This is a genomic window from Mycobacterium shunyiense, assembly GCF_058270075.1.
This window is the reverse complement of sequence record NZ_JBZDPU010000027.1, coordinates 89,968-98,105: the sequence shown is the minus strand read 5'-3', so window position 1 is coordinate 98,105 and position 8,138 is coordinate 89,968. Positions and strand designations below refer to the sequence as shown.

Here is an 8,138-nt window from a genome sequence, read left to right as displayed (position 1 = left end):
CTACCGGGCAGCAGCTGTCCTACGCGCCGTCACCCTCTGGCTTCTAGTTTTGTCAGACACGCCCTAGTCGGCGGTGAGCGCGGCCAGCGTCATCCGGCGCAGTACCGCGCGGGAATGTGTCTTGGGGACAGCGGGTCTCACGCTGTAGGGGGTCGAGTTCAGCAGGCCGAACGCGGCGTGAGCCATCACGCGGGCGTCGTCCTCGGCCAGATCCGGGTTCACCTGGGTCAGGACCGCCACCCAGATCTCGACATACTGCCGCTGGGACCGCCGCACCTGACGCTTGGCGGTGTCGGGCAGATGTGCCAGGTCGCGGTCCTGGATACGGATCAGGTCGGGCTCGCCGAAGACGAAGTCGAGATGGAAGTCCACGAGGCCGTTCAGGGTGTCGGCGGGCGGGGCGCTGCGGGCGGTGACCTCCTGCGCTCCGGCGAGCAGGCGGGTACTGATCCCGACCAGCAGTTCGACCAGCAGGGCCTCTTTGTTGGGGAAGTGCCGATAGATGGCCGGCCCGGAGATGCCGACCGCAGAGCAGATGTCCTCCAGGCGTACCGCGAGGTAACCGCGTTCGGCCACAAGCCGTTCGGCGGCAGCGATCAGTTGACTGCGGCGGTCGGACTTCGCCTTGCTGCGACGGGTGACGGCGCTGTCGGACATGGCGCCTCCGGGGGTAGACAACTCAGTTAATGAAAACTAACCTAGCACGAGTTAGTCGTCATTAACCGAAATGGGAGCTGCCTTGTCATCGCACCGCGAGGAGCATCTGGCGCTGGTTGGGCAGTTGCGCGCCAAGCTCGCCACCGCCGCACTCGGCGGCCCCGAGCGGGCCCGTCAACGCCACGTCGACCGGGGCAAGTTGCTGCCCCGCGATCGGGTCGACGGGCTGCTGGACCCGGGCAGCCCGTTCCTGGAGATCGCCGCACTGGCTGCCGACGGGATGTACGACGACGAGTGTCCCGGTGCCGGGATGATCGCGGGCATCGGCCGGGTGTCGGGCCGGGAATGCCTGATCGTCGCGAACGACGCGACCGTCAAAGGCGGCACGTATTACCCGGTCACGGTCAAGAAGCACCTGCGTGCGCAGGAGATCGCGCTGCAGAACAAGCTGCCGTGCATCTATCTCGTCGACTCCGGCGGTGCCTTCCTGCCGCGTCAGGACGAGGTGTTCCCCGACCGCGAGCACTTCGGCCGGATCTTCTACAACCAGGCCACGATGAGCGCGCAGGGCATCGCCCAGATCGCCGCGGTGCTCGGCTCGTGCACTGCGGGTGGCGCCTATGTGCCCGCGATGAGCGATGAGGCCGTCATCGTGCGCAACCAGGGCACGATCTTTCTGGGAGGTCCGCCGCTGGTGAAGGCCGCGACCGGTGAGGTCGTGACCGCCGAGGACCTCGGCGGCGGTGACCTGCATTCCAAGACCTCCGGTGTCACCGACCATCTGGCCCACGACGACCGTGATGCGCTGCGGATCGTGCGCAACATCGTCGCCACCCTCGGGCCGGCCGAGGCCCCGCCCTGGGCCGTGACACCCACCGTGGACGCCGTCGCCGACCAGAGCGAGCTCTACGACGTGGTCCCGGTCGACTCCCGCGTGCCGTATGACGTGCACGAGGTGATCACCCGGATCGTCGACGGCGGCGAGTTCAGCGAGTTCAAGGCCGAGTACGGCACCACCCTGGTCACCGGGTTCGCCCGCATCCACGGCCACCCGGTCGGCATCGTCGCCAACAACGGTGTGCTGTTCGGCGAATCCGCGCTCAAGGGAGCGCATTTCATCGAGCTGTGCGACAAACGCAAGACCCCGTTGTTGTTCCTGCAGAACATCGCCGGGTTCATGGTCGGCCGCGACTACGAGGCCTCGGGTATCGCCAAGCACGGCGCCAAGATGGTCACCGCGGTGGCCTGCGCCCGGGTGCCCAAGCTGACCGTCGTGATCGGCGGCTCCTACGGGGCCGGCAACTACTCGATGTGCGGGCGTGCCTATTCGCCGCGGTTCCTGTGGATGTGGCCCAATGCCCGCATCTCGGTGATGGGCGGCGAGCAGGCCGCCTCGGTGCTGGCCACGGTGCGCGGCGACATGAGCGCAGAAGAAGAAGAGCAGTTCAAGGCGCCGATCCGGGCCCAGTACGAGCATCAGGGCAACCCGTACTACTCGACGGCCCGGCTCTGGGACGACGGGGTGATCGACCCGGCCGACACCAGAACCGTGCTCGGACTTGCTCTTTCGGTTGTCGGCCAGGCTCCGCTGGAGCCGGTCTCCTACGGCGTATTCCGGATGTGATGATGAGCCTCTCCCTATTCGACACAGTCCTCGTCGCCAACCGTGGCGAGATCGCGGTGCGGGTCATCCGCACGCTGCGAGCCATGGGCATCCGGTCGGTGGCGGTGTTCAGCGACGCCGACGCCGGCGCCCGACATGTCGCAGAGGCAGACGTGGCCGTCCGTATCGGACCGGCCGCGGCCCGGCAGAGCTACCTCGACATCGACGCGGTGGTTTCGGCTGCGCAGCGCACCGGTGCGCAGGCAGTGCACCCCGGCTACGGATTCCTTTCCGAGAACGCCGAGTTCGCCGCCGCACTGCAGGCCGCGGGCATCGTGTTCATCGGCCCGCCCGCTTCGGCGATCGCCACCATGGGCGACAAGATCGCGGCCAAGGCCGCGGTGTCCGCGTTCGGCGTCCCCGTCGTACCCGGCATCTCGCGTCCAGGCCTGACCGATGACGAGCTGATCGCGGGCGCACCCGAGGTCGGGTTCCCCGTTCTGGTGAAGCCGTCGGCAGGTGGTGGTGGCAAGGGCATGCGTGTGGTCGAACAGGCTGCCGATCTGCCTGCCGCGCTGACCAGCGCCCGTCGCGAGGCCGCGGCCGCGTTCGGTGACGACACCCTGTTTCTGGAACGATTCGTGTTGCGGCCCCGCCATATCGAGGTGCAGGTGCTCGCCGACGGCCACGGCAGCGTGATCCACCTGGGGGAGCGCGAATGCAGCCTGCAGCGCCGCCACCAGAAGGTCATCGAGGAAGCGCCGTCACCCCTGTTGGATCCGGCCACCCGGGCTCGCATCGGGGCCGCCGCCTGCGACACCGCGCGTAGCGTCGACTATACGGGCGCCGGCACGGTGGAATTCATCGTGTCCGCGGATGCGCCCGATGAGTTCTTCTTCATGGAGATGAACACCCGGCTTCAGGTGGAACACCCGGTCACCGAAATGGTGACCGGTGTGGACCTGGTGGAGCAGCAGGTGCGCATTGCCGCGGGGGAGAAGCTCGTGCTCGGCCAGGACGACATCGTCATGACCGGACATGCCATCGAGGCCAGGTTGTACGCCGAGGACCCGGCCAACGGCTTCCTTCCCACGGGAGGGCCGGTACTGGGCTTGCGCGAGCCGACCGGGCCCGGCGTGCGGGTGGATTCCGGCCTGGCCGCGGGCACGGTCGTCGGCAGCGATTACGACCCGATGCTCTCGAAGGTCATCGCCTACGGCGCCGACCGGGCCGCGGCGCTGCACAAGCTGGACCGGGCGCTGGCCGATACAGCGGTACTGGGCCTGACCACCAACACCGAGTTCCTGCGCTTCCTGCTGGCCGATCCCGATGTGGCGGCCGGCCGACTGGACACCGGCCTGCTGGACCGTCGGGCGCCGGATTTCGCGCCCAAGGCCCTCGGCGACGCCGAGTTGATCGCCGCGGCGGCCTACCAGTGGATCAGCAACTGGACCGAGGCCGGCGACGATCTGTGGGCACGGCCGACCGGTTGGCGGGTGGGGGAGCGTGCCCCCGCGGCGTTCCGGCTGCGGGCCGGCGAGCGCACCGACCACGTGTACCTCACCGGTACTCCCGATCAGGCCACGGCCACCGTCGAGCACGGTGAAACCCACACCGTCAGCGCGGCATTCGTCGGAGATCGGTTCACCCTCACCCTCGACGGGATGCGGGCCGAGTACCTGGTCGCCACGCAACTGAGCGGGGGTGTCGGTCAGCTGTGGCTCTCCGGCGCCGGACGCAGTTACCTCGTCGAGGAGGTCCGCGAGGCGCCGGTGCGACCCGACGACGAGCACAGCGGCAACGCCGAACTCGTCAGCCCCATGCCGGGATCGGTTGTCGCCGTGGGCGTTGCGAGCGGCACCGAGGTGACCGCCGGAACCATGGTCGTCACCGTGGAGGCGATGAAGATGGAGCATGCCCTGACGGCGCCCACCGATGGTGTGGCCGAGCTACTTGTCGCCGTCGGCGACCAGGTCAAGGTGGGCCAGCCGCTGGCCCGGATTACCGCTGCAACACAGGAGAACGAGCAATGACGGACTTTCTGTCCACCGGCACCTTGCCGGACCATTACGCGGAACTGGCCAAGACCGTCCGCGACTTCGCCCAGAGCGTCGTCGCCCCGGTGGCCGCGAAACACGATGAGGAACATTCGTTCCCGTATGAGGTCGTGGCCGGCATGGCCGACATGGGTCTGTTCGGACTGCCTTTCCCCGAGGAGTACGGCGGCATGGGCGGCGACTACTTCGCGCTCTGCCTGGCCCTGGAGGAACTCGGCAAGGTGGACCAGAGCGTGGCCATCACGCTGGAGGCGGGGGTTTCCCTGGGCGCCATGCCGGTCTACCGCTTCGGTAACGACGCCCAGAAGGAAGAGTGGCTGCCGCTGCTGGCCAGTGGCAAGGCGCTGGGCGCCTTCGGCCTGACCGAGGCCGGCGGCGGCAGCGACGCCGGCGCCACCAAGACGACCGCGAAGATGGACGACGGCCACTGGATTATCAATGGCTCCAAGCAGTTCATCACCAACTCCGGTACCGACATCACCAAGCTGGTCACGGTCACCGCGGTCACCGGCGAACGTGACGGCGGCAAGAAGGAGATCTCGTCGATCCTGGTGCCCGTGCCCATCGAGGGATTCACCGCCGAACCGGCCTACAACAAGGTCGGCTGGAACGCCTCGGACACCCACCCCCTGAGCTTCGACGACGTCCGGGTACCCGCCGAGAACCTGCTGGGTGAGTGCGGCCGCGGTTATGCCAACTTCCTGCGCATCCTCGACGAGGGCCGCATCGCCATCGCGGCGCTGTCCGTCGGTGTGGCGCAGGGTTGCGTGGACGAATGTGTGAAGTACGCCAAGGAACGTCAGGCCTTCGGCGCGGCCATCGGCACGTACCAGGCCATCGCCTTCAAGATCGCCCGGATGGAGGCCCGCGCCCACACTGCCCGCGCCGCGTACTACGACGCCGCGGCGTTGATGCTGTCCGGCAAGCCGTTCAAGAAGGCGGCGTCGGTGGCCAAGCTGGTCTCCAGCGAGGCGGCGATGGACAACGCCCGCGACGCCACCCAGATCTTCGGCGGCTACGGTTTCATGAACGAGTACCCGGTGGCGCGTCACTACCGGGACAGCAAGATCCTCGAAATCGGTGAGGGGACAACCGAAGTGCAGCTGATGCTGATCGCGCGGGAGGCGGGTCTGTGACCGAGGAGCGAGTGATCGAACAGCGTGGGCTCTGGTTCGAGGAGTTCGAGACCGGAGTGTGCTACCTGCACCGTCCCGGGCGCACCATCACCGAGGCCGACAACACACTGTTCACCGCGGTGACCATGAACACCCAGGCGCTACACCTCGATGCGGCCTGGTCCGAGCAGCAGCCGCCGTTCAACCAGCGGCTGGTGAACTCGATGTTCACGCTGGCCACTCTGGTCGGGCTCTCTGTCTCTCAGCTCACCCAGGGCACCACCGTCGGAAACCTGGGGTTCTCCGAAATCGCTTTCCCCAAGCCGATGTTTCATGGCGATACGCTCTACGCCGAGACCGTCGTCACCGAGAAGCGGGCATCCAAGAGCCGTCCCGGCGAGGGCATCGTCACGTTCGTGCACACCGGCCGCAACCAGCACGGTGACATCGTGGCCACGGCTACCCGCAAGGCCCTGATGCGGATGCGCCCGGAGGGGGATTCCTGATGGCACTCCAGGCACCCGGTCCAGGCTGGCTGTTCTGCCCGGCCGACCGTCCGGAGCGATTCGAAAAGGCCGCGGCGGCAGCCGATGTGGTGATCCTCGATCTCGAGGACGGATGCGCGGCCAAGGACCGCTCCGCCGCCCGCCAGGCCTTGATCGACACGCGGCTGGATCCGGCCCGCACCGTGGTGCGGGTCAACCCGACCGACACCGCCGATCACGAACTGGACCTGAAGGCAGTCGCCGCAACCGATTACACCACCGTGATGCTGGCCAAGACCGAGCATGCCGATCAGGTGCGCGCCCTGGCCCCGCTGGATGTCGTGGTGTTGATCGAGACCCCGCTGGCCGCGCTGAACGTCGTCGAGTTGGTGCAGCCCGACAACGCCTTCGCGGTGATGTGGGGAGCCGAGGACCTCTTCGCGGTCACCGGTGGCACCGCCAACCGGTGGCCTGACGGCACCTACCGTGACGTCGCCCAGCACGTGCGGTCGCAGACCCTGCTGGCGGCCAAGGCCTACGGGAAGCTGGCGCTGGATTCGGTGTACCTCGACATCAAGGATCTCGACGGCCTGCGGGCCGAGTCCGACGACGCGGTCGCGGTCGGTTTCGACGCCAAGGTGGCGATTCACCCCACACAGGTCGCCGTCATCCGCTCGGCCTATGCGCCCACCGATGAGCAGATCAGCTGGGCGCGGGCAGTACTCGCCCGGGTGGCTACCGAACGCGGCGTCTTCCAGCACGACGGTCTGATGGTCGACGCCCCGGTGCTGCGCCGGGCCGAGCGGATCGTCGCCCTGGCCCCCTAGTCGCTACCGCGAGCAGACGCGTCGGTACCCGAAACCAGTGTTTCTGGGGTACCGCAGCGTCTGCTCGCCGGCGTCTCCGACACGCACCCAATCGTTACCGGCGATGGACCCGGCCGAACTCGGTTCGGGCGCATAATGGCGATATGCCCCAGTGCTGCGACGGGCCGAGCGGATCGTCTGACTAGCGCCACACCCAGGCATTAGCCGGAGGCCTCTCACCAGGGGTTTTGCACGTACCGCCGCTGCTCTGAGCACCTCACGGACTGGCGGCGCGACATGCCGTCACCTGAGAAGGAGGCGGGATGGCTGGGATGTATGCGGCACCGAGTGTCGAACTGGACCCGGTAGGCCTGGTGGACGCAGACGGGTCACCCACCGCCGAGACCCGCTTCAGCCGCGATCTGCCCCACGAAACCCTGGCCTGGCTCTACGAGTCCATGGTGGTGACCCGCGATCTGGACACGGAATTCATCAACCTGCAACGCCAGGGTGAGCTGGCGCTGTACGCGTCGTGTCGGGGTCAGGAGGCCGCGCAGATCGGGGCCACGGCCTGCCTACGCAAGACCGACTGGTTGTTCCCCCAGTACCGGGAGATCGGCGCGTTCTTGCTGCGCGGCATCACGCCGGGCCAGATGGGTGCGGTGTGGCGAGGCAAGTGGCACGGGGGCACGGAGTTCACCAGGCGCTGCGTCGCCCCGATCGCCATTCCGATCGGCACTCACGGACTTCATGCCGTCGGCGCGGCGATGGCTGCCCAACGTCTCGGCGAGGATTCGGTGACCGTCGCATTTCTCGGCGACGGCGCGACCAGTGAGGGTGACGCGCACGAAGCGCTCAACCTGGCTTCGGTGTTCAAGGCGCCGTGCGTGTTCTTCGTGCAGAACAACCAGTGGGCGATCTCCGTGCCGGTCAGCAGGCAACAGGCCGGGCCGTCGATCGCGCACCGCGCCACCGGCTACGGCATGCCGGGTGTCCGCGTCGACGGCAATGACGTGCTGGCCTGTTATGCGGTGATGGCAGAGGCGGCCGAACGTGCCCGGCAGGGCGGCGGTCCCACGCTCATCGAGGCCGTCACCTACCGGATGGGTCCGCACACCACCTCCGACGATCCCACCCGCTACCGGTCGGCCGATGAGCTCGATGACTGGCTGGCCCGTGATCCGATCGCGCGCTACCGCAACTACCTCCAGACCACCGGAGTGCTCGACGACCGTCTGGAGCAACGAGTCGCGGCGCGGTCACTGCGGCTGTGCACAGAGTTGCGCGACACGATCGTCGGAGCCGCCGACGCCGATCCGGCCGAGCTGTTCGACAACGTGTATGCCGAGATCACCCCGGATCTGGCACGCCAACGCGATCAGTTGTTGGCCGAACTGGCGAAGGAGGCGTGAGAC

The 8,138-nt window shown here is 67.7% G+C and carries 7 protein-coding genes; 6 read left to right on the top strand and 1 reads right to left on the bottom strand.

The window, feature by feature from the left end:
• Nucleotides 1-63 precede the first annotated feature (63 nt).
• The gene (locus AC4ELH_RS27625; RefSeq protein ID WP_064887020.1) at nt 64-657 is read right to left on the bottom strand and encodes an SACE_7040 family transcriptional regulator; all 594 of its coding nucleotides are present in this window, start codon (nt 655-657) and stop codon (nt 64-66) included.
• Between the two features lie 70 nt (nt 658-727).
• On the opposite strand from AC4ELH_RS27625, the gene AC4ELH_RS27620 reads away from it, so the two are divergent.
• The 6 genes from AC4ELH_RS27620 to pdhA all read left to right on the top strand — a co-directional run bounded on the left by AC4ELH_RS27620 (nt 728) and on the right by pdhA (nt 8,135).
• Entirely contained in the window at nt 728-2,281 is a 1,554-nt protein-coding gene (locus AC4ELH_RS27620) for a carboxyl transferase domain-containing protein (protein WP_498887896.1), read from the top strand.
• Nucleotides 2,282-2,283: 2 nt separating this feature from the next.
• Nucleotides 2,284-4,293 carry an acetyl/propionyl/methylcrotonyl-CoA carboxylase subunit alpha gene (locus AC4ELH_RS27615; RefSeq protein WP_498887894.1) on the top strand — a complete coding sequence of 670 codons (2,010 nt, stop codon included), beginning with the start codon at nt 2,284-2,286 and terminating at the stop codon, nt 4,291-4,293.
• Nucleotides 4,290-5,453, top strand: a complete 1,164-nt coding sequence (locus tag AC4ELH_RS27610; protein WP_498887892.1) for an acyl-CoA dehydrogenase family protein — start codon at nt 4,290-4,292, stop codon at nt 5,451-5,453. Before AC4ELH_RS27615 ends, AC4ELH_RS27610 begins: the two co-directional genes overlap by 4 nt.
• Nucleotides 5,450-5,938, top strand: a complete 489-nt coding sequence (locus tag AC4ELH_RS27605; RefSeq protein ID WP_064957814.1) for a MaoC family dehydratase — start codon at nt 5,450-5,452, stop codon at nt 5,936-5,938. Before AC4ELH_RS27610 ends, AC4ELH_RS27605 begins: the two co-directional genes overlap by 4 nt.
• Complete coding sequence (locus tag AC4ELH_RS27600) at nt 5,938-6,744, top strand: HpcH/HpaI aldolase/citrate lyase family protein (protein ID WP_448448238.1); 807 nt, start codon at nt 5,938-5,940, stop codon at nt 6,742-6,744. The genes AC4ELH_RS27605 and AC4ELH_RS27600 overlap by 1 nt, the downstream gene beginning before the upstream one ends.
• Before the next feature lie 302 nt (nt 6,745-7,046).
• Nucleotides 7,047-8,135: a pyruvate dehydrogenase (acetyl-transferring) E1 component subunit alpha gene (pdhA, locus tag AC4ELH_RS27595; protein WP_498887890.1), complete on the top strand. Its 1,089-nt coding sequence runs from the start codon at nt 7,047-7,049 to the stop codon at nt 8,133-8,135.
• The last annotated feature ends 3 nt before the right edge of the window (nt 8,136-8,138 follow it).